Raw genomic sequence first — 23,593 nt, 5'->3', positions numbered from 1 at the left:
GTGCGCCGGCCGTCGGTTCCGACGGGTGCCCTTTGAGGCGGCGAACGGGCTTGCGGTGTTAGGATAGTCGCCTTGTCACGAGGATCTTTGGAAAATGGCTCTGCTTGGGCGCTACAACAGTTTGCAAATCGTTAAACACACCGACTTCGGCCTCTACCTCGACGGTGGCGCCGATGGCGAGATTCTCCTGCCCCGGCGCTACATTCCCAAAGACACGCCGACCGAAGTCGAGGACTGGCTCAACGTCTTCATCTATCTCGACAGCGAAGACCAGCTGATCGCCACCACGGAAAAGCCCAAGGTGCAGGTCGGCGAGTTCGCCAGCCTGAAGGTCAAGGACATCAACGGTGCCGGCCTGTTCCTCGACTGGGGCCTGTCCAAGGACCTGCTCATGCCGTATTCGGAAGAGTCGCGACCCTTGAAGATCGGCGACTATTGCGTGGTCCACGCCTATCTCGACAAGCGCACCCGGCGCATTACCGCCACTGCGCGCCTGGACCGCTACCTCGACAACACGCCTGCCGCCTATCAGGCCGGCCAGCCGGTGCAGTTGCTGGTGGCCGGCGAAACGCCGATGGGCTTCAAAGCCATCATCAACAATCGCCATTGGGGCCTGATCCACAAGAACGAGGTGTTCAAATTCCTGCGCTCGGGCATGCACGAGCAGGGCTTCATCAAGGAAGTGCGCCACGACGGCAAGATCGCCCTGAGCCTGCAACCGGTTGGCGCCTCTCTGGCCGACGGCCTGCAAGAGCAGATCATGGCGCGCCTAACGGCGGCCGGGGGTACGTTGGCGGTGTGCGACAAGAGCGATCCGCAGGTGATCACCCAGTTGTTCAACGTCAGCAAGGGCAACTTCAAAAAAGCGATCGGCGCGCTGTTCAAGCAAGGCTTGATCGTCATCCATGACGATCGCATCGAGAAGGTCTGATCAGGCCTGTACGAAGGTGCTGAAATCCAGCTGTTCGCCGCCTGGGCGGGTGTCGCGCAAGCGTGAGTCGCGGTCGGCGCTCAGGGCCAGGCTGATGGTCGAGCGCCGTTTTCCCGGTTTGCGGACTTCCATTTGCTCCTGATGGGCACGCAGGAAGTTGATCGGCACTTTCAGATGCTGCAGCTCGTCGCTGTCAGGGGTGTGCAGCAACAGGTTGACCCAATCGGGCTGGCCTTTGCGCAGCAGTGCCACCGGTACTTCGAACCACCAGAGGTTGCGTTTGCCGTCGAGCGCGGCGAACAGCGTGTTGTCGCGGGTCAGCACCGGGCGGGTCAGTGCTGCGTTGCGCCGTTCGATGGCGGCGGGTTTGTCGAGTTTCATGCAGGTTCCTGCGCGTTGACGCTTCAAAGAGCCGGCATTGTGCGGGGCGCCGGGCGGGTCGGCAAGTTGCGCGCAGGAACCGATGGCCTGCGGCGTTCGACATCCGTAAAAAAACTTGAAACCTTTGCCCAAAGCGCCCGGTCAATAAGGTGTCGGCACGGTGAACGTGTCTTTATCTCAGGAGTTCTGCCATGAGCGGTACTGGTGACAAAATCAAAGGCGCGGCTAACGAATTGGTTGGTAAAGGCAAGCAAGCAGTAGGCAATGCCACCGACAACGACAAACTCAAAGCTGAAGGCACCGCTCAAGAACTGAAGGGCGAAGCTCAGAAGAAAGTGGGTGACGTCAAGAACGCTGCCGACAAGGCAACCAAGAATCACTGATCGATCCGTCATTTGAAAAAGGGCCGCTTAGCGGCCCTTTTTCATGCCTGGCATAATCGTGTGCCATATTCCAATGAGCACTTACAGCTTGGACGCTGTCTATTGGACTGGTTGTTACTTATCCAGGCCGTCCGGTGGGTGTGCCTCCGATGATCAAGCGGCGAAAGGAGACGCTAATCATGTTACCCGTCCTGCAAGGCCTGCCCCTGCACCGTGTATTGGTACGAACCGTACAAGAGTTTCTCGACGATGAGATGTCGACCTACGCCTCGGCCATGGCGTATCAGATGTTGTTTTCGTTGTTCCCTTTCCTGCTGTTCCTCATTGCCTTGATCGGTTTCCTGCATTTGCCGGACTTCTTCTCCTGGTTGCGTTTGCAAGTCGAACTGGTTTTACCCCCCGTGGCGCTGGAGTCGGTCAATCCGGTCATCGACCAGTTGCAGCAATCGAAGGGCGGGCTACTGTCGGTGGGTATCGTCATCGCCCTGTGGACCGCGTCGGCGGGTGTGCGGTTGATGATGAGCGCGATGAACGCGGCCTACGACGTCCCCGAGGGACGCCCAGTGTGGAAGCGCATTCCATTGTCGATCCTCTACACCGTCGGCATCGCCGGTATGCTGCTGGCGGCTGCGGCTTTGATGGTGCTTGGCCCGCAGGTGATGGAATGGATCGCTGCGCGGGTAGGTCTGGAAGAGTTCATCGTCACGCTGTGGACCGTCCTGCGCTGGCCGGTGATCATCCTGCTGATGATGATCGCAGTTGCGTTGATGTATTACGTGATGCCCGATGTGGAACAGAAATTCCGTTTCATCACCCCGGGTTCGGTGCTCGCCGTAGTGGTATGGATCGGGGCCTCTCTGGGCTTTGCCTATTACGTCAAGACGTTCGCCGACTACAACGCCATGTACGGCAGTATCGGTGCGATCATCGTGTTGCTGTTGTATTTCTACATCTCTTCGGCGGTCTTGTTGCTAGGCGCTGAAATGAATGCAGTGATCGAACACATGTCGGCCGAAGGCAAGGACAAGGGTGAAAAGGACTTCGACGAGGGCAAGGAACAGCAGACCATCTCGGTGCTGGGCCATACCCGTCCTGTAGAAGGCAAGCCGGACACCAAAGACATTCCAGAGGCCGGCGCCTCGGATCAGCCCGAGCATCGTCCCACCTGAAGCATCAGGCGGCGCGGCCTTACGCCAGGTCGCGCCGCATGGCGATCAGCGGCTTGCTGCGCTGGTAGCGTTGCAGCCGGCTGGCAAGCGCCTGTGGAAGCGTCGAGACCGACTCGAAGCCATGTCGGCCATAGAAGCCGGACAGCCCCGGTTCACAAAACAACCATACTGGCCCTGCCGAATCGCTCAGTGCCGCCTTGATCAACGCTGCGGCCACCCCCTGGCCTCGTTGCGGCGGCGCGACGAACACGCTGGTCAGCCAGGCGCCGCCCGACATGGGCGTCAGACACAGCCCGGCAATGATCTCTCGTGTGCGTGCCACCCATAGCTCCGCTTCTCCCGACGGGCGCATGGGAGACCCATGTTGGCGGTAGAACAGGTGCAGCAGTCGACGTTGCGTCGAAGGCAGGGGGCAACAGTAGAAGTCGGACATAGGCGGACGGTCTGGAAAAAGGGGTGTTGCAGCCTACTTGTCGCTTCTGCGCCTGACCAGTCAAAGGCTCACTTTACCGCGCAGGACATCGCGGAACATCGCGAAGTCGCCCAACAGGCTATAGAACGGATAGGTGAATGTAGCGGGGCGGTTCTTTTCGAAAAAGAAGTGGCCGACCCAAGCGAACCCGTACCCCGCCAGCGGCACGCTCAACAGCAGCCAACCATTGCCGCTGCCCACGCTGTAGGCCAATAACGCGATCACCAGTGAAGTACCCACGAAGTGCAGGCGCCTGCACATCGGGCTGCGGTGCTCGTTCAGGTAATAGGGGTAGAACTCGGCGAAATTTTGAAACTGCACGGGACGATTCACGGTTGCACTCCTGCCGATCGCCATCAGCGGCATGGCGGACTCAGCGAGTCTAGACTCGGTATTTGGCATGGCCAGTGACAATAGGCGCCAATTGAGTATCCTCTGCAATCAGAGTCGTCGCGGTCGGGGTATGCCATGAGTGAGAGAACCACTTCTGCCAGTTGGGCCTCGGGTATCGTCAAGGCACTGGAGTTGGAAGGCCTGGATTGCCGCGCCATGTTTCAAACGCTGGGTCTGGATTTCGCCGCGCTGGACGATCCGGATGCGCGGTTCGCGCAGGACGACATGACGCGCCTCTGGCAATTGGCCGTGCGCTTGTCAGGCAACCCTGCCATCGGCCTGAACATGGCGCGGGTCGTGCGTCCGGCCTCGTTCCATGTGGTGGGCTACGCCTTGATGTCGAGCCGTACCCTGGCCGAAGGGTTCGAACGCCTGGTGCGTTACCAGCGCATCATCGCCGAAAGCTCCGACCTCAGCTTCACCTTGGGCCCGCAGGGTTATACGCTGAGGTTGACCGTGCACGGCGACCATCTCACACCGACCCGACACAGTGCCGAAGCCTCCCTGGCCTGTGCGTTGGCCTTGTGCCGCTGGCTCAGCAGTCGCCCCATCACGCCGCGCCAGGTGCGGGTGCAAGGGCCGCCACCCGAAGACGTCGAGCCCTACAAAGCGGCTTTTCATGCACCGCTGGTGTTCGGCGCGACCCAGGATGCGCTGGTCTTCGACCCCCTCGACCTGGACGCGCCGCTGCCTACGGCCAACGAGGCCATGGCCATCCTGCACGATCGTTTCGCCGGCGAGTACCTGACGCGCTTTTCCGGCAGCCGTGTGACCCACCGCGTGCGGCAGGTGCTGTGCCGCATCCTGCCCCAGGGCGAGCCCAAGCGTGAAACCCTGGCCCAGGCCCTGCACCTGTCGCAGCGTACCTTGCAGCGACGCTTGCAGGAGGAGGGCACCAGTTTTCAAACGCTGCTCGACGACACTCGCCGCGAACTGGCCGAGCAATACTTGGCGCAACCCGGCACCACGCTGCTGGAAACCGCCTACCTGCTGGGCTTTGCCGACCCCAGCAACTTCTATCGAGCTTTCCGTCGCTGGTTCCAGGTGACGCCGAGTGAATACCGCGCCCGGGTCAATGGCGCCAGAACGCCGGCATGCACAACACCAACACGGTGATGATCTCCAATCGCCCCAGCAGCATGCCGCCGGCCAGGATCCACTTGGCCGCGTCCGGCAGGCTGGCATAGTTGCCAGCCGGGCCGATTACCTCGCCCAGGCCCGGCCCTACGCCCGAGACGGTGCCGGCAGCGCCAGTCAGCGCGGTCATCCAGTCGACCCCGAGCAATGACAACAGCAGGGCGATCGCGCAGATGGTGAAGGCGAAGAAGAACGAGAAGGTCAGGATCGAGCGTACGATCTCTTCGTCCAGGCGGTGGCCGTTGTACTTCTGCTTGATCACCGCGCGGGGGTGGATCAGTTGGTTGAGGTTGGCCTTGAGCAGGATGTAGGCCACCTGGAAGCGGAAGATCTTGATGCCGCCCGCCGTGGAGCCCGAGCAGCCGCCGATGAAGCCCAGGTAGAAGAACAGCATCAGCGAAAAGTTGCCCCACAGGCTGTAGTCACCCAAGGCGAAGCCCGTGGTGGTCACGATCGAAGTGACGTTGAGCGCTACATGGCGGAATGCGTCGAGCCAGGGCAGGTCGGTGGTGGCCCAGTACCAGCTGCCCAGCACCACCCAGGTCGCCAGCAACAGCCCGAGCAGGCCCTGCACCTGCTGGTCACGGATCAGCGCGCCGCGGTTGCCGCGCAAGGTGGCCACGTAGAGGGTGAACGGCAGGCTGCCGCAGATCATCACCACCACGGCCACCCAATGCACGGCCGGGATGTCCCACTTGGCCAGCGACAGGTCGGAGGTGGAGAAGCCGCCTGTGGAGATCGCCGACATGGCGTGGTTGATGCCATCGAACAGGCTCATGCCGGCCCACCAGAAGGCCAGGCTGCCGAGCACGGTGATGCCGACGTACACCAGCACGATCGACTTGGCGACCATGTGCGAGCGCGGCATCACTTTTTCCGAGCGGTCGGACGACTCGGTCTGGAACAGGCGCATACCGCCGATGCGCAGCAGCGGCAGGATCGCCACGGCCATGGCGATGAAGCCGATGCCGCCGAGCCAGTGCAGCATCGAACGCCACATGAGGATGCCCGGCGAAAGGTTGTCCAGGCCGCTGAGCACCGTCGCGCCGGTGGCGGTGATGCCCGACATGCTTTCGAAAAAGGCATTGGTGTAGCTGATGTGCTGGGTCAGTAGAAATGGCAGCGCGGCGAAGACACACACCACCACCCAACTGCTGACCGTGAGCAGGTACATGTCCCGTGGGCGCAGGTGCACATGTTCGGGGCGGCCTGGAAGGATCAGCAGCACGCCGGCGATGAGGGTGATCAGGCTGGACCAGAGGAACGACGGCAGATCGTGGGTGCGTTCGAACAGCACCAAGGTCGCCATCGGTACGGCCATGCTCACCGCCAGGGTGATGAGGAAGATGCCGATGATGAAACCCAGGGTTCTTAAGGTCGGCAACGCCATGTGATGTGCTCGGGCTCGAATCGAAGGGCGCCATTCTACCTACGGCGCCGCTTAAGTAAACGGCAGCGCACTGGAGGTAGGGGCAGGCATGGGACTTCCTGTTGCGCGTATGCGAAGGCTATCCATGGCGGTGTCGTGACGAGGTGTGCCTTGCATGGTCCGACGTATTGGGCTGGGAAGCCTTGCCACGCGCCGCGTGGATGTTCAGGCAAGCACTCGATGTGGCACCGACAACGCTAGCGGCCGTGCGCCAGCGCACGATCCCGTACTGTTTACGTGGATGCATTTCCCACGGAGGCTGGTGCAGAATGCCTGCACATTTCTCGACCCAGAGGTAGCCAATGGAGGCTCTCGACGCATTGCTCAACCGCGTGTCCGTAGCGCGCCTGACCGACCCTGCGCCCAACGCCGCCCAGCGTGAAGCTCTGTTCCAGGCGGCCTTGCGTGCGCCCGATCATGGGCAGTTGCGGCCTTGGCGGTTCCTGACCATCGAAGGGCAGGGGCGCGAGGCGTTGGGCGAGCTGTTTGCCGAAGCCGTGCAGGCCAAGGGCGATGCCAGCCCCGAGAAGCTCGACAAGGCGCGTGCCATGCCCTTGCGCGCGCCGCTGCTGATCGTGGTGATCGCGACCCTGCAGGAGCACCCCAAGGTGCCGGCCTACGAACAGCGCTTGGCGGCGGGGTGTGCGGCGCACGGCATCTTGCTCGCGGCGCATGCACAGGGGATTGGCGTGGTATGGCGCAGTGGTGAGCTGGCCTATGACCCCCATGTGCACCAAGGGTTGGGTTTGGCGGCCAACGAAGAGGTGGTCGGTTACCTGTACGCCGGCACGCCCGCCAAAGAGCCACGGCAGGCGCCCGTGCTCAAGACCGAGGACTTCGTTCAAGCGTGGGGTGCCCGGTAACCACCGGTCAGCCCCCGCTCACCACCACCGGCAACTCGATACGTGCTTCGAAGCCGCCTTGGGCATGATTGCCCAGCAGCAGACTGCCGCCATGGCGCTCCACCGCCTTACGCGCAATCGCCAGACCCAGGCCGTGGCCGGAGGCCTGCTGGCCTGGCGCGCGGAAGAAGGGTTCGCCCAACTGCGTCAGGTGCTCCTGCGCCACGCCCGGGCCATGGTCGCGCACGCTGACGACGATGCGCTCTTGCTCGCGTGAGGCGCGCACTTCGATGGGCTGACCAGGCGGGTTGAAGCGCAAGGCGTTGCGCAGCAGGTTGTCGACCGCGCGCTCGATCAATGTCGGCCAGCCTTGCAGCACCAGGCCGGGCTCCGCTTCCAGGCGCACGTCCTGTTCGGCGTCGCTGAGTTGCGCGTCCTTGCGTACGCTGCCGAGCAGGGCATTGAGGTCGACCGGCTCGGCGTGGGGCTGTTCGGCGTCGACCCGGGCCAGCTCGAGGATTTCGCTGATCAGGTCTTCCAATCGATCGCACTCGCGGGTCAGGCGCGGCCATAACGCCTGCCGCTGGTCGGCGTCGGCGCGCTCTGCCAGGGCCAAGGCGATGCGCAGGCGTGCCAGAGGCGAGCGCAGTTCGTGGGAGACATCGCGTAGCAACTGGCGCTGGCTGCCGATCATGCTCTGCAGGCGCGCGCCCATCTTGTTGAAGTCGTTGGCCAGCACGCCGAACTCATCGCGCCGGTCGGCCAGGCGTGCCAGGCTGTGTTGCTGATAGCTGGTCTGGCCAAGGTCGTGCACGGCGCCGCGCAGGCGGCTCAGTGGGCGGGTGATCGACAGCGTCACCAAGAGGCTGAACAAGGTCAGTACCACCAATGCGATGCCCAGCGCGCTGAGCGGCCACAGCAGGCTGTCGCGGTGCCAGGCGTCGAGTTCGGGGTGGGGGATGCGGTAGATCAGCAGGTAGGTTTCGCCGCTGGTGGGGCTGACGTATTCCTGAGTCAGGCGCCGCCACGGCAGGCGCCGGTCGTCGTTCTGCTGGCGCGCTTCGAAATCTGCCGCACGGCGTGGGAAAGTGCCCGGGACTACGGCCTCGCCACTGTCGTTGAGCACCTGCACGTCGATCTTGTACTGCTGCTTGCGCTGTTCGAGCAAGCGCTGCGCCGGGGCGATGCCCTGCTGCTCATAGCGCTCGGTCCATTGGCTGGCCAGGTGGTTCAAGCCAGGATGGCGGCTCAGAATCCAGGTGTCCTGGTTGAGCATGTGCCCAAGCAGGATCGACAACCCCGCCACCAGGGCGATGGCCAGCCAGAAGCTGGCCAGGATGCGCCAGAACAGGGATCGCAAGGTAAGCACCTCTCATCGACGAAAAAAGCCCGGCCCGCATGGAGCGGGCCGGGTCGGCAGCTGACAGCTTACTGGGCCTTCTTGGCTTTTTCAGCTTTCCAGGCTTGGAATTCCTTCCATTCGGCAGCGCGGGCTTCACGCTCTTTCTGCATGTCGTCGAAGCGCTTCTGCTGTTCCGGCTTGAGCAGCCCGCGAATGGCGCTCTGGGTCTTGTCGCGGCTGGCCTGGGCTTCCTTCTCCATGGCGGTCTTCTCAGCCGCTGGCAGCTTGTCCAGGTAACGCTGGTGAATCTCGCGATCGGCACGTTTCTGCTCGTGCATCAACTGGTCGACCTGCTGGCGCTGCTCTGGGGTCAGCTCAAGCTGGGCGAACGGGCCACCGCGGTGTGGCGGGCCATCGTGACGTGGGCCACCTTCAGGCATGGCCATGGCGACGGTGGGCAGCGCAGCGGCGAAGATCAGAGCGGTGAGGGTCTTACGCATGGTGTCTCTCCTGTCATAGGCCGGTGATTACCGGATGTGCCCAGTGTAGGGAGACGAAAGTCAGGGGCGGTCAGGGCAGGGTAAAGGCAGGGTAAAGATGAACGTAAGCAGTCGAAGTCCCCGCTGATCGAATGCCCCACCAAACCATCGCTCCCTCTCCGAACAGCAACCCCAACCCCACTCCATTGCCGTTGCCGTTGCCGTTGCCGTTGCCCTTCTACACAGCCAGCCCAGGCAACGCCAATCGCGACTTTAGCCGGCCGGAGTGGAGGTGTTCGTAGGGGCAGGGCGCGCAGCGCCCCTGAGGCGCAGCCGAAGGCGCGAGATGTAGGTTTGCGCAGCAAACCGTAGGCCGCGCAGCCCCGAAGAGCACCGTAACGCAGGGAACCCGTAGCGCAGCGAAGGGCCGGCTATCGGAGCAGGCGGTTTTTGCCTACTTTTGCCCAAGAGCAAAAGTAGGTCGCCGTAAAGGCGAAAAGGTGCCTAACCGCACCCACCCATCCAACAAGTAACCCCAACCCCGACGCACACGCCAACCACCCAACGCGCACAGCGTCACAAGCTGTAGTAATACCCCCGACTCCGCAACGCCACCACCCGAGGCCGCCCATCCCCATGCGGCCCAATCTTCTTACGCAAGTTGCTCACATGCATATCCAGACTCCGGTCATACAACGTCAACTTACGCCCCAGCGCCAACTGCGCCAGCTCCTGCTTGTCCAGCGGCTCCCCTGGCTGGCGCAGCAACGCCTCGAGAATCCGGCTCTCGGACAACGTCAACGTCATATCTCGCTGGTTGATGCTCACCACCCCCCGCACCGGGCTGAACACCAGATCGCCGATCTCCACCTGGGTCGGGCTCGCCGCAGGATGGCTGCGCCGCAACACCGCCCGCAACCGCGCCGTCAACTCACGCGGGTCGCACGGTTTTGCCAGATAATCGTCTGCCCCCAGCTCCAGCCCGAGAATACGGTCCAGCGGCTCGCCACGCGCCGACAGCATCAGCACCGGCAAATCGGTATGCTCGGTGCGCAACTGCTTGAGCAGCTCAAGCCCGCTGCCATCAGGCAGCATCACGTCGAGCACCACGGCCGCCGGAGCCTGTTCGGCCAAGGCCTGGCGCGCGCTCTGGCCATCGTGACAGGCGCGGACCGCGAACCCTTCCTGGCTCAGCCAACTGCCGAGCAACTCGCAGAGTTCCTGGTCATCATCAATCAGTAACAGCTCACTCATGGCTCACTCGACGGAAAAACGTGGGGTTGGAACGACGCAATGTCTGTGCAAGAGACACACGCGCCGCTCCAAAGGTCACGGCAAGACCTGTTTGAACGGTTTGACCACGACCTCGCCGTACACACCAGCCGTCACGTAGGGGTCGGCCTCGGCCCAGGCCTGGGCCGCCGCCAACGAGTCGAACTCGGCCACCACCAGGCTGCCGGTGAAGCCTGCAGCGCCTGGATCGTTGCTGTCGATCGCCGGGTGCGGCCCGGCCAGCACGATACGGCCGGCCGCCTGCAACTGCTGCAAGCGCTCGAGGTGGGCGGGGCGGGCCGCCAGGCGTTTTTCCAGGGAGTTTTCGACGTCGCGGGCAATGATGGCGTAGAGCATGTCAATCCTTGGGTGGGGTGGGAGGGGTGTCGCCGTCTTTGAGGTGACGGGACAGGTAGACACCTTGGGCGACCAGGAAGACCAAGGTCATGCCCAGGCTGCCGAACACTTTGAAGTCGACCCAGAAGTCTTCGAAGGTGAAGGCCACGTACAGGTTGGCCGCACCGCAGAACAGGAAGAACGCGACCCAGGCCAGGTTCAGGCGCACCCAGACCGCATCGGGCAGGTTCAGCGCGTGGCCCATGATGCGCTTGATCAGCACACGGTCGCCGATGAAATGGCTACCGGCGAAGGCCAGGGCGAACAGCCAGTTGACCACCGGCGCCTTCCATTTGAGAAAGGTGACGCTGTGGAACGCCAAGGTCAGGCCGCCGAACAGCAAGCAAGCCAGCAAAGTCAGCCACTGGCCCTTCTCCAGCTTGCGCTGACGGACGAACAGCGCGCCGTAGACCAGGATCGAGCTGGCGATGAGAATCTTGGTGGCACTGTAGATACCGCCCAGTTCGAAGTCATGGCCGGCGATATCGACGATGCGCGGGTCGAGTTTGTAGACGATGAAGAACAGCAACAGCGGGATGAAATCGATGAATTGTTTCACGGTGGCAGCCAGAAGCGGGATGTGGCGGCATAATATCAAACATCGATTCTCGCGGAAGCGCTGCTCTATGAATGTTGATCTGCACTGTCACAGCACGGCCTCCGATGGCGCCCTGGCGCCTTCGACCCTGGTCGACCGTGCCCATGCGCACGGGGTGCAGACCCTGGCTCTGACTGACCACGACACCCTCGACGGCCTGCCCGAAGCGCGCGAGCGCTGCCATGAGCTGGGCTTGCGCTGGATCAGCGGCATCGAGCTGTCGTGCACGTGGAACGGCGCCACCATCCACGTATTGGGTTACGATTTTGCTCTGGACGCCGCGCCCTTGCTGGCCGCCACCGAGCAGCTGCACCGTGGCCGCTGGCTGCGCGCCGAAGAAATCGACCGCCGTTTGGCGCAGAAGGGTATGCCCGGCACCCTCGAAGGCGCCCGTGCCGTGCAGCAGGCGCTCGGTGCCAGCGAAAACGCCCCGGCCCGCCCGCATTTCGCCGAGTATCTGGTGCAGGCCGGCCTGGTCAAGGACCGCGGCGAAGCCTTTCGCAAGTGGCTCGGCGCCGGCAAGCTGGGCGACGTCAAGCAGCATTGGCCCACGCTCGAGGAAACTGTCGCGACCCTGCGCCAGTCCAATGCCTGGGTGAGCCTGGCCCATCCCATGCACTATGAGCTGACCCGCTCCAAGCGCAGACGCCTGATCGCCGACTATATTCAAGCGGGTGGGCAGGCGCTGGAGGTGGTCAACGGCATGATGCCCGCCGAGCAGGTGGGCACGATGTCCATACTCACCCGTGAGTTCGGCCTGCTGGCAAGCGCTGGCAGTGATTTCCACGGCCCCGGCACCTGGGGCGAGATCGGTGCCTATCGGCCCCTGCCCGAGGACTTGCCACCGCTGTGGCGCCGATTCCGTCATGAACAGCCTATTGCGTGATGCACAGGACGACTACGTGAGCCAATTCTTCCAGATCCATCCGGACAACCCTCAGGCGCGCCTGATCAAGCAGGCCGTGGAAATCATCCGCAAGGGCGGGGTCGTGGTCTACCCCACCGATTCGGCCTACGCGCTGGGTTGCCAGATCGGCGACAAGAGCGCGATCGAACGGGTCCGCCGCTTGCGCCAGCTCGACAAACAGCACAACTTCACACTACTGTGCTGCGACCTCTCGCAGATGGGCCTGTTCGCCAAGATCGACACTGCGCGCTTCCGCCTGCTCAAGGCCCATGTGCCCGGCCCCTATACCTTCATCCTCAACGCCACCCGTGAAGTGCCGCGCCTGTTGATGCATGAGAAGCGCCGCACCATCGGCCTGCGCGTGCCGTCCAACCCCATCGTGCGGGCGCTGCTCGAAGAGCTGGGCGAACCGCTGATGAGCGTCAGCCTGATCCTGCCGGGGGACGACGAGCCGATGACCGACCCGCACGAGATCCGCCAGCGACTGGAAAAGCAGGTCGAGCTGATCATCGACGGCGGCTACGGCGACCTGAAGGCCTCGACCGTGATCGACCTGAGTGGCGAAGAGCCGGAACTGATCCGCGAAGGCTGCGGCGACCCTGCACCCTTCCTGGCCAACGCGTGAGCCAGCAGGAACATCTCCCCGCACCGGCCGACGAGGCGGCGCTGCCCATGCAGATGCAACTGGCGCTGGTGTACGGGGAGGCGCTGACCGAGCTGCCGCTGGACCTGTACATCCCGCCCGACGCGCTGGAAGTGTTTCTCGATGCATTCGAAGGCCCGCTCGACCTGCTGCTGTACCTGATCCGCAAGCAGAACATCGACATCCTCGACATTCCCGTGGCCGACATCACCCGCCAGTACATGAGCTATGTGGAGCTGATGCAGCACGTGCGCCTGGAACTGGCCGCCGAATACCTGGTGATGGCCGCGATGCTGGCCGAGATCAAGTCGCGCATGCTGCTGCCGCGTTCGGCCGAAGTCGAAGCCGAAGAGGGCGACCCGCGCGCCGAACTGATCCGCCGGTTGCAGCAATACGAGCGTTTCAAGGCCGCCGCCGAAGACCTCGACCAGTTGCCGCGCAATGGCCGCGACTACCAAGTGCCGCGCCTCGAAGCGCCCCAGGCCAAGGCGCGCAAGGTCCTGCCGCAGGTAAGCCTGGAAGAGTTGCTGATGTCGATGGCCGAAGTCATGCGGCGCAACGACCTGTTCGAAAGCCACCAGGTCACCCGCGAAGTGCTGTCGACCCGCGAGCGCATGAGCCATGTGCTCGACTGCCTGCGCGGTGGCGCTTTCGTGCCCTTCGTCGAGCTGTTCACCGCCGAAGAAGGCAAGCTAGGTGTGGTGGTGACCTTCATGGCGATTCTCGAGCTGGTCAAGGAGTCGCTCATCGAACTGGTGCAGAATGAGCCGTTCGCCCCCATCCACGTGCGTGTGCGCAGCACCCCCAGCCAAGAGCCGCTTGAGCACCATGAACCTGAATGAACCCCGTGACCTGGCGTCACTGATCGAGGCTTTTCTATTGGCCTCGGGCAAGCCGCAGACCCTCGAACGCCTGTACGAACTCTTTGAAGAAGGCGAGCGCCCGGCGCCGTCGGTGTTCAAGAAGGCCCTCGACGTACTCGGCAAGTCCTGCGCCGGGCGTGCGTTCGAACTCAAGGAAGTGGCCAGCGGCTACCGCTTGCAGATCCGTGCGCAGTACGCGCCCTGGGTCGGACGGCTGTGGGAGGAGCGCCCGCAGCGCTACTCGCGGGCCCTGCTGGAAACCCTGGCCTTGATCGCCTACCGCCAACCCATTACCCGCGGCGAGATCGAAGACGTGCGCGGCGTGGCGGTGAACAGCAACATCGTGCGTACCTTGATCGAGCGCGAGTGGATCCGGGTGGCGGGCCATCGTGAAGTGCCCGGTCGCCCGGCCATGTTCGCCACCACCAAAGGGTTCCTCGACCACTTCAACCTCAAGAGTCTCGACCAGTTGCCGGCCTTGGCTGAACTGCGCGACCTGGAGCCGGCGCCGTTGTTCGACGACCCCGACGATGCACCCGTGCCAGCGCATTTGCAGGCCTTGGCCGATGCCAGTCTGGCCGAGGGTGGGGACGATGCCGAGCCGCCGAAGGAGGAAACCAGTTTCCGTACGCTGTTGGTCGAGCTCGATGCGATGGAGGAGGGCCTGAAGACCGACTTCGACGATTTGCGCGAGGCGGTGGACGATGACCGCGCACCCGAATCTGCCGAAGTGCGATCGCTCACGCCCGATGACGCTATCCTCGACCGCTAATGGCTGCATGTGGCGCGCCCGCAGCGCCAGGTCGGCCCATGACGCGTCAACATTCCGATCAACAGCCGTGCGCCCGCCACCCAATCCACGTATGATGCGCGGCCCTTTTGGCGCATCCGCCGCCAATTCGATCGTCATGACACACCGGGAGGTGCCCTAATGAGCGACAAAGATCAAGAACTGCAACCCGTTCCCCCAGCCGGCGAAAAGCTGCAGAAAGTCCTGGCCCGCATAGGCGTCGGTTCGCGCCGCGACGTGGAAGCCTGGATCAGCGAAGGCCGCATCAAGGTCAACGGCGTGCCCGCCACCCTTGGCCAGCGTGTCGACCTGCACGACGCCATCGCCGTGGACGGCAAGCTGATCAAGCGCGAGGAAGCCGCCGAGGCGACCCGCCGCGTGATCATGTACAACAAGCCGGACGGCGAAATCTGCACCCGTGACGACCCCGAAGGCCGTCCGACCGTGTTCGACCGCCTGCCCAAGCCGCGCGAAGGCCGCTGGATCAACATCGGCCGCCTGGACATCAACACCACGGGTCTGTTGCTGTTCACCACCGACGGCGAACTGGCCAACCGCTTGATGCACCCGTCCTACGAAATGGACCGCGAATACGCCGTGCGCGTGCGTGGCGAAGTCGACGACGAGATGATCGAGCGGCTAAAGGCCGGCGTGACCCTCGAAGACGGCCCGGCCAAGTTCACCGACATCCAGAAGGCACCGGGCGGCGAAGGCTTCAACCATTGGTACCACTGCGTGGTGATGGAAGGTCGCAACCGTGAAGTGCGGCGTTTGTGGGAATCCCAGGGCGTGGTGGTCAGCCGCCTGAAGCGCGTGCGCTTCGGCCCGGTGTTCCTCAACTCCGACCTGCCGATGGGCCGCTGGCGCGAGATGAGCCAGGGCGAGATCGACATCCTCGCCGCCGAAGTGGGCCTGCAGCCCGTAGCGCTGCCCGTGCTCAACCTCAAGGCCAAGGAAAAGCTCGAGCGCCTGCAGCGCAAATCCAGCCGTCCGCTGGGTCGCAACGAGCGCGTACGCAGCCTGCGCCCTGCACAGGACGCCGCACCCGAGCGCGACGCGCGAAGGAGTCGTGACGAAGCGCCGCGCAAGGATCGCGGCAGCGCCGTGGCCGAACGCCCGAGCGAAATGCGCAAACGTACCGGCAAACCCCAGACCGACAAGCCAGCCGGTCGTGGTCGCGGTAAGCCGCGCGACTGATGCACAGCCGCAGGAGCGCCGGTTCAGGCGCTCTTGCGGCAGTTGCAGGATCAAGGTGGAAACTTGTCGCACCGCCTTGTAAAAAAATCCTTACAATCTAACCGGCTTTCTGAACCTTTAAAGCCGTTCTTTTTGAGTTGTAAAGAAATCCTGCCATAGATGCAGCCTGCTCCCGCCTTTCCCTCCTTTCCAGACCCTTGCCCCTTCCTCCTGCAAACGTTGAACTGACGCCATTGCCGCGTACGATTTTTCGGTAATTGCGTGCAGATAAAACAACAATTGGAGGCGCTATGTACGCCCATCACCTTGCCTTTCCAGGCCATCCCTCCAGGATCGCCGCGTTTTTCTTTCGGGAACCGACGCGACGCGTTGACGCCTGCGCGCTCGCAAGGGTATACAGGGCGCCGCTTTTACCTGTGACCCCTTCGCGCTTCGCGCACTTTTGCTGATGTCCGGCCGACCGCCCAGGCGGTGCTGCGTCCAGTAAGCCAAGGTAACCACCTTGCCCATTCCGCTGCGCCACAAGCGCGGTGGGTCCGATTCCGTCACAGATAAAAACAAGCAGGTGACTTCGTTCATGAGTGGACACAATTCGCAGTCAGGCGAACTCAAACGTGGCCTGAAAAACCGTCATATCCAGTTGATCGCCTTGGGTGGTGCCATCGGTACGGGGCTGTTCCTTGGCTCGGCCGGGGTGATGAAGTCAGCCGGGCCGTCGATGATCCTTGGCTATGCCATATGCGGTTTCATCGCTTTCCTGATCATGCGCCAGCTCGGCGAGATGATCGTCGAGGAGCCGGTAGCCGGTTCCTTCAGCCATTTCGCCCACACCTACTGGGGCGGTTTCGCCGGCTTTCTGTCGGGTTGGAACTGCTGGGTGCTGTACATCCTGGTGGGCATGTCGGAACTGTCGGCAGTGGGCAAGTATGTGCACTACTGGTGGCCGGAGATCCCCACCTGGGTCTCGGCGGCCGGTTTCTTCGTACTGATCAACGCCATCAACCTAATGAACGTGAAGGTGTTCGGCGAGGCCGAGTTCTGGTTCGCCATCATCAAGGTGGCGGCCATCGTCGGCATGATCGCCCTCGGTGCCTGGCTGTTGACCAGCGGTAGCGGCGGGCCCGAAGCCTCGGTGACCAACCTGTGGAGCCACGGTGGGTTCTTCCCCAATGGAGTCGGCGGCCTGGTGATGGCGCTGGCGATCATCATGTTCTCCTTCGGCGGCCTGGAAATGCTCGGTTTCACCGCGGCCGAAGCCGACCAGCCACGCACGGTGATCCCCAAGGCGATCAACCAGGTCATCTACCGCATCCTGATCTTCTACATCGGTGCACTGGTCGTGCTGCTGTCGCTGACCCCATGGGACGCGTTGGTGGCCAGCATCGATGCCTCTGGCGGCAGCTACGGCAGCAGCCCGTTCGTGCAAGTGTTCTCGCTGCTGGGTAGCGACGTGGCCGCGCACCTGCTCAACTTCGTGGTGCTCACCGCCGCACTGTCGGTCTACAACAGCGGCACCTACTGCAACGCGCGGATGCTCTATGGCATGGCCGAGCAGGGCGACGCGCCAGCGGGGCTGGCCAAGATCGACCGCCGTGGCGTGCCAGTGGCGGCGATTCTGGCGTCGGCGGCCGTTACGCTGATCGCCGTGCTGCTCAATTACTTCATGCCGCAGCAGGCGCTGGAGCTGCTGATGTCGCTGGTGGTGGCCACCTTGGTGATCAACTGGGCGATGATCAGCTACTCGCACCTCAAATTCCGCCAGCACTTGAACCGCGTAGGGCGTCAGCCGCTGTTCAAGGCACTGTGGTACCCCTATGGCAACTACCTGTGCCTGGCGTTCGTGGTGCTGATCCTGGGCATCATGCTGCTGATTCCGGGCATCCGCGTGTCGGTGTTCGCCATTCCCGTGTGGTTGCTGGTGATGCTGGCCTGCTATCGCCTCAAGGCGCGCAAGGCGCCGGCCGCTGCCGAGCACGTCCTCTAGCGCTTCTGTGTCCGGCCAAGCCTTCGCTCAGTGCTTTTCGCCAAAGGGTCGCCGCGGCTAGTTCGGAATACCGACCGGCCGCTCCTGGAGTTCGGCGCATTGCCAGTCAATACGCGCATCTCTGTGGGAGCGGTCTTCAGCCGCGATGGGCGGCAAAGCCGCCCCAATGGCTCCAGCACTGCTCTCGAGGTGACCGTCCTTTCAGACGTTGCGCAGCGCCTGGATTGGGGCCGCGCTGCGGCCCATCGCGGCTGAAGACCGCTCCTACAGGTATGTCAGCAACCGACCCTACAACTGCGCCAGCAACCCACCGCGAAACGCGCATAGAGTCACTGCGGCTGGATCGGAACGCCGACCGGCTGCTCCTGGAGTTCGGCGCATTGCCAGTCAATACGCGCATCTCTGTGGGAGCGGTCTTCAGCCGCGATGGGCGGCAAAGCCGCCCCAATGGCTCCAGCATCGTTCTCGAGGTGACCGTCCCTTCAGGCTTTGCGCAGCGCCTGGACTGGGGCCGCGCTGCGGCCCATCGCGGCTGAAGACCGCTCCTACAACTGCGCCAGCAACCAGCTGCGAAAAGCGCGCAGCGAGGGCAGGTTTTCGTTGCGCGGCGGATAGATCAGGTAATAGCTGCGCTGGCTGGCGAAGGGCGCAGCGGCGCTGCACAGTTCTCCCTTGTCCAATTCGTCCTGCACCAGCACCTGCGGCACCAAGCCGATGCCGATGCCAGCGCGCACTGCCTGGATCAGGTGCGAGGTCAGCTCGAAGCTCGGCCCCAGGCGCATGGTGCGGTGCGCCAGGCCCTGGTGGGAAAACCACTCGCCCCAGGCATGGGGGTTGTTGGCGACATTGAGCAGCAACTGCTGGCCAATACGTTCCGGCGTCCAGGCCGGACCGTCGGCAAGCGCGTCCGGCGGCAGCACCACCACCAGTCGTTCGGCCTGCAGGCGATGGCAGATCAACCCAGGCACGTCATGGTTGGCCACACCGATGGCAGCGTCGATCTCACTGGTGTCGAAATCGATGGCTTCGATGCGCGAATGGATGTGCACCAGCATGCCGGGGTGCGCGGCGTAGAAAGTGTGCAGACGCGGCAGCAACCATTTCGAACCGAAGGTCGGCAAGGTGGCCAGACGCAAGGTGCCTACGCCTGACTGATGCGCCATGGCCTGCAAAGTGGCGCTGCGGATGCGTCCCAGGGCCTCGCTCAATTCGCGCTGATACAGGCGCCCGACATCGGTCAACTGCACTTGCCGCCCCTCGCGGCGAAACAGCGTCAGCCCCAATTGCTGCTCCAGCGCCTGCACCTGACGGCTGATGGCGCTCTGCGTCAGCGACAGTTCGACGGCAGCACGGGTGTAGCTTTCGTGGCGCGCGGCGGCTTCGAAGGCGAGCAATAGCGACATCGATGGCGTGAGGTGGCGGTAATTCATTCATAGAACTCATGGATAGCGGCAGGAATATCCGTTTGCCCCCTGCGGCAAACTACAGGAACATTGGCCTATCCGTCATTGCCCCTTCGCCCACTCATGCGCGAATGACAATGATTTGCCACTCGGCGTCGACCTTGCCCGTGGCTGACCACCGTGAACCGCCATTATTCAGAAGGCCATCCCCGATGATCGCCCAATTGCCTGCCCAAGCGCCCGCCGCGCATTACACCACCTTCCTCGAGGCCCTGCGCGGCAGCGGGTTCCGTGGCCAGATCAGTGCCGACTACGGCACCCGCACGGTGCTCGCCACCGACAACTCGATCTACCAACGCCTGCCCCAAGCGGCCGTGTTCCCGCTCGACGCCGACGATGTCGCGCGCGTGGCCAAGCTCATGGCCGAGGATCGCTTCCAGCAGGTCCGCCTGACGCCCCGTGGCGGCGGTACCGGCACCAACGGCCAGTCGCTGACCAACGGCATCGTGGTCGATCTGTCCCGGCATATGAACCAGATTCTCGAAATAAGCGTCGAAGAGCGCTGGGTGCGGGTCCAGGCCGGGGTGGTCAAGGACCAGCTCAACGCCGCGCTAAAACCCCACGGATTGTTCTTCGCACCCGAGCTGTCGACCTCCAACCGCGCCACCATCGGCGGCATGATCAACACCGACGCCAGTGGCCAAGGCAGCTGCACCTACGGCAAGACCCGCGACCACGTCCTGGCGCTCGACACCGTGCTGCTCGGCGGCGAGCGTCTGCGCACCCAGCCTCTCGAAGAGGCCGCGCTCGAACAGGCCTGCGCCGCATCCGGGCGGGCGGGCGAGGTATACCGCGTGGCGCGCGACATCCAGCAGACCCAGGCCGAGCTGATCGAGCGCACCTTTCCCAAGCTCAACCGCTGCCTGACCGGCTACGACCTGGCCCACCTGCGCGACGAGCAAGGCCGCTTCAACCTCAACAGCGTGCTGTGCGGGGCCGAGGGCTCGCTGGGCTATGTGGTCGAGGCCAAGCTCAATGTCCTGCCGATTCCCAAGTTCGCCGTGCTGGTCAACGTGCGCTACGCCAGCTTCATGGACGCGCTGCGCGACGCTAACGCATTGATGGCGCTCAAGCCGTTGTCGATCGAGACGGTGGATTCCAAGGTGCTGCTGCTGGCGATGAAGGACATCGTCTGGCACAGCGTGGCCGAGTACTTCCCCGAGGACCCGGCGCGTCCGACCTTGGGCATCAACCTGGTGGAGTTCTGCGGCGACGACCCGGATGAAGTCAACGCACGGGTGGCAGCCTTCGTCGCCCACCTGCAAGCCGACCCCAGCGTCGAGCGCCTTGGGCACACCCTGGCCGTGGGTGCCGAGGCCGTGACCAAGGTTTACGTGATGCGCAAGCGTTCGGTCGGCCTGCTGGGCAACGTCGAAGGCGAAGTGCGGCCGCAGCCGTTCGTCGAAGACACCGCCGTGCCGCCCGAGCGGTTGGCCGACTACATCGCCGAGTTCCGCGCGCTGCTCGACGGCCATGGCCTGGCCTACGGCATGTTCGGCCATGTCGATGCCGGCGTGTTGCACGTGCGCCCGGCGCTGGACATGAAAGATCCGGCCCAGGCCGCGCTGGTCAAGCCGATCTCCGACGAGGTCGCGGCGTTGACCCGGCGCTATGGCGGCCTGCTTTGGGGCGAGCACGGCAAGGGCCTGCGTTCGGAATACGTGCCCGAGTACTTCGGCGAGCTGTACCCGGCGCTGCAACGGCTCAAAGGCGCGTTCGACCCGCACAACCAGCTGAACCCCGGCAAGATCTGCACCCCGCTGGGCAGCGCCGAGGCGCTCACCAAGGTCGACGGCGTGACCCTGCGCGGCGATCTGGACCGCGCCATCGACGAACGCGTATGGCAGAACTTCGCCAGCGCCGTGCACTGCAACGGCAACGGTGCCTGCTACAACTACGACCCCAACGACGCCATGTGCCCGTCCTGGAAGGCCACCCGCGAGCGCCGCCATTCGCCCAAAGGCCGCGCCTCGCTGATTCGCGAATGGCTGCGTCTGCAAGGTGCGGCCAACGTTGACGTGCTCGCGGCCGGCCAAGGTACGCAGGCCTGGTTCAAGGGCCTGCCGGGCCGGTTGCGCAACCGTTGGGCGCAGCGCCAGGGGCAGGAGGATTTTTCCCACCAGGTGTACGACGCCATGGCTGGCTGCCTGGCGTGCAAGTCGTGCGCCGGACAGTGCCCGATCAAGGTCAACGTGCCGGACTTCCGCTCGCGCTTCCTGGAGCTGTACCACCAGCGCTACCAGCGCCCGCTGCGCGACTATCTGATCGGCTCGCTGGAATTCAGCGTGCCGTACCTGGCCCATGCGCCGGGGCTGTACAACGCGGTGATGGGCTCGCGCTGGATCGGCCGGCTGCTGGAAGGCGGCGTGGGTATGGTCGACAGCCCCTTGCTCAGCCGCTTCAACTTCCAGGCCACCCTGAGCCGCTGCGGCGTGGGCATGGCCAGCGTGCCGGCGCTGCGCGAGCTGACCCCGGCGCAGCGCGCGCGCAGCATCGTGCTGGTGCAGGATGCCTTCACCCGTTACTTCGAAACGCCGGTACTGGCGGCTTTCATCGAGCTGGCGACACGCATTGGCTACCGCGTGTTTCTCGCCCCCTACAGCGCCAACGGCAAGCCGCTGCACGTCCAGGGATTCCTCGGTGCCTTCGCCAAGGCTGCCGTGCGTAACGCCCGCCAGCTCAAGGCCCTGGCCGATTGCGACGTGCCATTGGTGGGTCTGGACCCGGCCATGACCCTGGTCTATCGCCAGGAGTACACCAAAGTAGCCGGCTTGGAAGGCTGTCCCACGGTGCTGTTGCCGCAGGAGTGGCTGGTGCAGGCGCTGCCCGAACAGGCGGCGGTGCAGGCCGCGCCTTTCCGCTTGCTGGCCCACTGCACGGAAAAGACCAACGTGCCGGCCAGCACTGGGCAATGGCAGCAGGTGTTCGCGCGCTTGGGCCTGCGCCTGGCGACCGAGGCGACTGGATGCTGCGGGATGTCGGGCACCTACGGGCACGAAGCGCGCAACCAGCAGACCTCGCGTGTCATCTTCGAGCAGTCGTGGGCGCAGAAGCTGGACAAGGAAGGGGAGGCGTTGGCGACGGGATATTCGTGTCGCAGTCAGGTGAAGCGATTGACCGATACGAAGCTGAGGCACCCGTTGGAAGTCGTGCTGCAGTATGCAGAGCGGCGCCACTGAAACGTGCCAGGACGGTGCATCACCGTTACGGTGGTTGTGCCCGGGCACGGGTGCAATCGGTTGCGCCTTGGCACAGCGCCGGGAAGAGAACCGTTTCGCAGTTGCCCGGTGAGTCGAAGCGTTGAATGCCTGGAAGCATTTGAGGAGGCTCGCTCGAGCATCCACCTGGGTGTCGCCCGATGTCAGTCGGACCAAGTGTTGCAGCTGTCCACGCAGGCGGCTTGCAACAGATCGTTGCAGGCCGTCGAGTGGGTTGCGTCAGGTCCGGATATTCCATCTCCCAGGCAGGGCATCCTCCACGAAACGTAGTCGATAGTTGTGTATCGTCAATGGCCTGCCTGTCTCACGGCTTTTCTGCCAGATCTCGTAGTGGCTGCCCATGGCGTAAAACATGATCCGATCGCCTGGAGTGGCGACCGCTTTTATCCATCCATCGCTGGAGTCCAGGTATCTGTCTTGCGCTGCAGCGCCGATGATCTGTAGGTGGCCGCCCCAATCATAGCCTTGCGAGCAACCCTCTACGACTTTGACCCATAGAGCGGCAAGCTTGGCGCGGTCATCACTGGCGCGCTGGGCGTTGCCACGCCAAGCGGTTTGCTCGTCCGGTTGATCGATCGCCAGATAGCCATCCGCTGTACGCCGTACGGTCAAACGGGATGTCCATTGCGGCCCACGGGTATTCACTGAACCACCGGCTTCGTATGTATGAATCGCGTGAACTTGCCAGACGAATTCACGCAACCTTGTGTACTTGGGGTCGCTCAGCTCGGTTTGCACATACCGCTCGAGGGCCTCTTCATCTTTGCCCAGATTCTGTACATGAGTGACCATTCGATACAGAACTGACATGTTCCCATCCAGCGCGTTTAAGACTGCAAACTCCTGCACCAATTGCCATAACTGTCGCAGTTTGTCATGCCCACGCACAGTTTCCAGCTTCACCGTTTCTTCCGCGATCAGCTCTTTGCACTGCGGGGCATCCGGGTCGCCGAAGATCAAGAAATGGTCGGTGGGTGGGCGCTCCATGTCTGTGTGCCTTTCGCAAGTCGCCTGATGGAGGACACGAGTCTTCGCGTTTCCCAGCAGCGTAGCGAGGGTCTCGTAGGGCAACTACTGGCAATAATGTCAGTTCGCTCCGGCAAAAGGCGAGCCCGTGGGAAAGGTGGGCACGCACATTCAACGCAAGACGATCGTACGCACGGAGGCGGGCACCCGCCTGCAGGTTTACCTGCATGTGCCCGCCATCGTGGCTAGCGGCGATGAGCTGGGCTAGACGGTAGCCGAGCGCCTGCGGCTACGATTGCGACCCATGGGCGAATGCCCGGTACGGCAATAGGGCATGC

General features: G+C 63.4%; 23 protein-coding genes. 12 read left to right on the top strand and 11 right to left on the bottom strand.

What is annotated here, in order from left to right; translation table 11 throughout:
- The first annotated feature begins 94 nt into the window (after positions 1-94).
- Positions 95-931, top strand: coding sequence for a CvfB family protein (locus ACSMEV_RS17690; RefSeq protein WP_459206296.1), 837 nt, complete (start codon positions 95-97; stop codon positions 929-931).
- Here the strand turns inward: ACSMEV_RS17690 and ACSMEV_RS17685 are convergent, their stop codons facing one another.
- The gene (locus tag ACSMEV_RS17685; protein ID WP_459206295.1) at positions 932-1,312 is read right to left on the bottom strand and encodes a hypothetical protein; all 381 of its coding nucleotides are present in this window, start codon (positions 1,310-1,312) and stop codon (positions 932-934) included.
- 191 nt (positions 1,313-1,503) lie between these two features.
- On the opposite strand from ACSMEV_RS17685, the gene ACSMEV_RS17680 reads away from it, so the two are divergent.
- Both ACSMEV_RS17680 and ACSMEV_RS17675 read left to right on the top strand, forming a co-directional pair.
- The gene (locus ACSMEV_RS17680) at positions 1,504-1,695 is read left to right on the top strand and encodes a CsbD family protein (RefSeq protein ID WP_459206294.1); all 192 of its coding nucleotides are present in this window, start codon (positions 1,504-1,506) and stop codon (positions 1,693-1,695) included.
- Positions 1,696-1,874: 179 nt separating this feature from the next.
- On the top strand, positions 1,875-2,864 hold the full coding sequence (locus ACSMEV_RS17675) for a YihY/virulence factor BrkB family protein (RefSeq protein ID WP_459206293.1): 990 nt from the start codon (positions 1,875-1,877) through the stop codon (positions 2,862-2,864).
- A gap of 19 nt (positions 2,865-2,883) precedes the next feature.
- On the opposite strand, the gene ACSMEV_RS17670 is transcribed toward ACSMEV_RS17675, so the two are convergent.
- Both ACSMEV_RS17670 and ACSMEV_RS17665 read right to left on the bottom strand, forming a co-directional pair.
- Positions 2,884-3,216, bottom strand: coding sequence for a GNAT family N-acetyltransferase (locus ACSMEV_RS17670; RefSeq protein ID WP_459206292.1), 333 nt, complete (start codon positions 3,214-3,216; stop codon positions 2,884-2,886).
- 141 nt (positions 3,217-3,357) lie between these two features.
- Positions 3,358-3,693, bottom strand: a complete 336-nt coding sequence (locus ACSMEV_RS17665; RefSeq protein WP_459208377.1) for an Mpo1-like protein — start codon at positions 3,691-3,693, stop codon at positions 3,358-3,360.
- Between the two features lie 111 nt (positions 3,694-3,804).
- On the opposite strand from ACSMEV_RS17665, the gene ACSMEV_RS17660 reads away from it, so the two are divergent.
- Positions 3,805-4,845: an AraC family transcriptional regulator gene (locus ACSMEV_RS17660; protein ID WP_459206291.1), complete on the top strand. Its 1,041-nt coding sequence runs from the start codon at positions 3,805-3,807 to the stop codon at positions 4,843-4,845.
- On the opposite strand, the gene ACSMEV_RS17655 is transcribed toward ACSMEV_RS17660, so the two are convergent.
- Positions 4,802-6,256 carry a TrkH family potassium uptake protein gene (locus tag ACSMEV_RS17655; RefSeq protein ID WP_459206290.1) on the bottom strand — a complete coding sequence of 485 codons (1,455 nt, stop codon included), beginning with the start codon at positions 6,254-6,256 and terminating at the stop codon, positions 4,802-4,804. The genes ACSMEV_RS17660 and ACSMEV_RS17655 overlap by 44 nt on opposite strands.
- Before the next feature lie 341 nt (positions 6,257-6,597).
- Between ACSMEV_RS17655 and ACSMEV_RS17650 the strand changes: the two genes are divergently transcribed.
- Positions 6,598-7,158, top strand: a complete 561-nt coding sequence (locus tag ACSMEV_RS17650) for an NAD(P)H nitroreductase (protein ID WP_459206289.1) — start codon at positions 6,598-6,600, stop codon at positions 7,156-7,158.
- Between the two features lie 7 nt (positions 7,159-7,165).
- On the opposite strand, the gene ACSMEV_RS17645 is transcribed toward ACSMEV_RS17650, so the two are convergent.
- The 5 genes from ACSMEV_RS17645 to ACSMEV_RS17625 form a co-directional block, all read right to left on the bottom strand.
- A complete protein-coding gene (locus tag ACSMEV_RS17645; protein ID WP_459206288.1) occupies positions 7,166-8,497 on the bottom strand; it encodes a sensor histidine kinase in 1,332 nt (443 codons plus the stop codon).
- A gap of 68 nt (positions 8,498-8,565) precedes the next feature.
- Positions 8,566-8,979 carry a Spy/CpxP family protein refolding chaperone gene (locus tag ACSMEV_RS17640; protein ID WP_296268827.1) on the bottom strand — a complete coding sequence of 138 codons (414 nt, stop codon included), beginning with the start codon at positions 8,977-8,979 and terminating at the stop codon, positions 8,566-8,568.
- 555 nt (positions 8,980-9,534) lie between these two features.
- Positions 9,535-10,212 carry a response regulator transcription factor gene (locus ACSMEV_RS17635; protein WP_459206287.1) on the bottom strand — a complete coding sequence of 226 codons (678 nt, stop codon included), beginning with the start codon at positions 10,210-10,212 and terminating at the stop codon, positions 9,535-9,537.
- 75 nt (positions 10,213-10,287) lie between these two features.
- Entirely contained in the window at positions 10,288-10,587 is a 300-nt protein-coding gene (locus tag ACSMEV_RS17630) for a YciI family protein (RefSeq protein ID WP_459206286.1), read from the bottom strand.
- A 1-nt stretch (position 10,588) separates the two neighbouring features.
- Complete coding sequence (locus ACSMEV_RS17625; protein WP_413048110.1) at positions 10,589-11,185, bottom strand: septation protein A; 597 nt, start codon at positions 11,183-11,185, stop codon at positions 10,589-10,591.
- A 67-nt stretch (positions 11,186-11,252) separates the two neighbouring features.
- On the opposite strand from ACSMEV_RS17625, the gene ACSMEV_RS17620 reads away from it, so the two are divergent.
- The 6 genes from ACSMEV_RS17620 (at position 11,253) to ACSMEV_RS17595 (ending at position 17,608) form a co-directional block, all read left to right on the top strand.
- Positions 11,253-12,110, top strand: a complete 858-nt coding sequence (locus tag ACSMEV_RS17620) for a PHP domain-containing protein (protein WP_459206285.1) — start codon at positions 11,253-11,255, stop codon at positions 12,108-12,110.
- 16 nt (positions 12,111-12,126) lie between these two features.
- Positions 12,127-12,756 carry an L-threonylcarbamoyladenylate synthase gene (locus ACSMEV_RS17615; protein WP_459206284.1) on the top strand — a complete coding sequence of 210 codons (630 nt, stop codon included), beginning with the start codon at positions 12,127-12,129 and terminating at the stop codon, positions 12,754-12,756.
- Positions 12,757-12,881: 125 nt separating this feature from the next.
- Complete coding sequence (locus ACSMEV_RS17610; RefSeq protein ID WP_459208376.1) at positions 12,882-13,616, top strand: segregation and condensation protein A; 735 nt, start codon at positions 12,882-12,884, stop codon at positions 13,614-13,616.
- Positions 13,603-14,409: an SMC-Scp complex subunit ScpB gene (scpB, locus tag ACSMEV_RS17605; RefSeq protein ID WP_459206283.1), complete on the top strand. Its 807-nt coding sequence runs from the start codon at positions 13,603-13,605 to the stop codon at positions 14,407-14,409. Before ACSMEV_RS17610 ends, scpB begins: the two co-directional genes overlap by 14 nt.
- 159 nt (positions 14,410-14,568) lie before the next feature.
- Positions 14,569-15,624, top strand: a complete 1,056-nt coding sequence (gene rluB, locus ACSMEV_RS17600; RefSeq protein ID WP_459206282.1) for a 23S rRNA pseudouridine(2605) synthase RluB — start codon at positions 14,569-14,571, stop codon at positions 15,622-15,624.
- Positions 15,625-16,201: 577 nt separating this feature from the next.
- Positions 16,202-17,608: an amino acid permease gene (locus tag ACSMEV_RS17595; protein ID WP_459206281.1), complete on the top strand. Its 1,407-nt coding sequence runs from the start codon at positions 16,202-16,204 to the stop codon at positions 17,606-17,608.
- Between the two features lie 545 nt (positions 17,609-18,153).
- Here ACSMEV_RS17595 and ACSMEV_RS17590 read toward each other — a convergent pair.
- A complete protein-coding gene (locus ACSMEV_RS17590) occupies positions 18,154-19,038 on the bottom strand; it encodes a LysR substrate-binding domain-containing protein (RefSeq protein WP_459206280.1) in 885 nt (294 codons plus the stop codon).
- A gap of 185 nt (positions 19,039-19,223) precedes the next feature.
- On the opposite strand from ACSMEV_RS17590, the gene ydiJ reads away from it, so the two are divergent.
- A complete protein-coding gene (gene ydiJ, locus ACSMEV_RS17585; RefSeq protein WP_459206279.1) occupies positions 19,224-22,250 on the top strand; it encodes a D-2-hydroxyglutarate dehydrogenase YdiJ in 3,027 nt (1,008 codons plus the stop codon).
- A gap of 258 nt (positions 22,251-22,508) precedes the next feature.
- Here the strand turns inward: ydiJ and ACSMEV_RS17580 are convergent, their stop codons facing one another.
- Positions 22,509-23,276, bottom strand: a complete 768-nt coding sequence (locus ACSMEV_RS17580) for a hypothetical protein (protein WP_459206278.1) — start codon at positions 23,274-23,276, stop codon at positions 22,509-22,511.
- Positions 23,277-23,593 lie beyond the last annotated feature (317 nt).

Source organism: Pseudomonas sp. MLB6B (assembly GCF_054508135.1).
Note: the sequence above shows the minus strand (reverse complement) of the source record. Positions and strands in the feature narration are given on the sequence as shown.